1 protein-coding gene is annotated in these 886 nt (G+C 37.4%); it reads left to right on the top strand.

From position 1 onward, the window contains the following. Window positions 1-25: 25 nt before the first annotated feature. The gene (gene proC / locus V7014_RS11685; protein WP_335507297.1) at window positions 26-871 is read left to right on the top strand and encodes a pyrroline-5-carboxylate reductase; all 846 of its coding nucleotides are present in this window, start codon (window positions 26-28) and stop codon (window positions 869-871) included. The last annotated feature ends 15 nt before the right edge of the window (window positions 872-886 follow it).

Genomic DNA, 886 nt, shown 5'->3' with positions numbered 1-886 from the left:
AAATTCTTTAAGGGGGAATAAGTAAATGAGTAAAATTGCCTTTGTAGGTGCTGGTTCGATGGCAGAAGCTATGATTTCCGGAATTACCTCAAGAAGCAATCAGTCACCAAACCAAATTACAGTAATGAACCGCAGCAATGACGAACGACTGTCAATCTTAAATACAACATACGGTGTTAAGACAACACATGATTATGATGTTTTATTAAAAGATGCCTCTATCGTATTCCTTGCAATGAAACCGAAAGACGTCTTTTCTGCATTATCAACAATAAAATCATTTTTACATGAAGGGATGCTTATCGTTTCAGTTGTGGCTGGAGTTTCCATGGATAGTATTGAAACAATCATTAATAAAAAAGTCGCCATTATCCGTTCTATGCCAAATACATCTGCAACGATTGGAAAATCAGCTACGGCAATCGCTCAAAACCGTTTCGTTACCAATGAGCAGCTCCAAGTCGTAACAACCTTGCTTGAAACAATTGGTCAAGTCACACTTGTTCAAGAAAATCAATTAGATGCTGTTACGGGCTTATCTGGAAGTGGTCCTGCGTATATATACTATTTGGTCGAAGCAATGGAACAATCTGCTGAGAAAATCGGTCTTGATAAAGAAGCAGCTAAAGCATTAATTCTTCAAACTATAATTGGAGCAGCTGAAATGCTTCAAAACTCAACAAAGACACCGCAAACATTACGTAAAGAAGTTACGTCACCTGGTGGAACTACAGAAGCAGGCATTCATGTTTTGCAATCTCATCAAGTGCAAGAAGCGTTCATTAATTGTATCGTAGAAGCTACTGCTCAATCGAAAAGACTCGGAGAAAAGCTTAGCCAAGAAATTCAAACAAAATCACTAATGATATAAAATGAAACTTTAATC

The sequence above is a fragment of the Bacillus sp. JJ722 genome (genome assembly GCF_036963345.1).
Lineage (GTDB): Bacteria > Bacillota > Bacilli > Bacillales > DSM-1321 > Bacillus_AD.
This window is presented reverse-complemented; position numbering and strand designations above follow the sequence as displayed.

Coding starts and splice junctions, on each gene's coding strand:
- proC (WP_335507297.1), top strand. CDS start 26: ATGAGTAAAATTGCCTTTGTAGGTGCTGGTTCGATGGCAGAAGCTATG.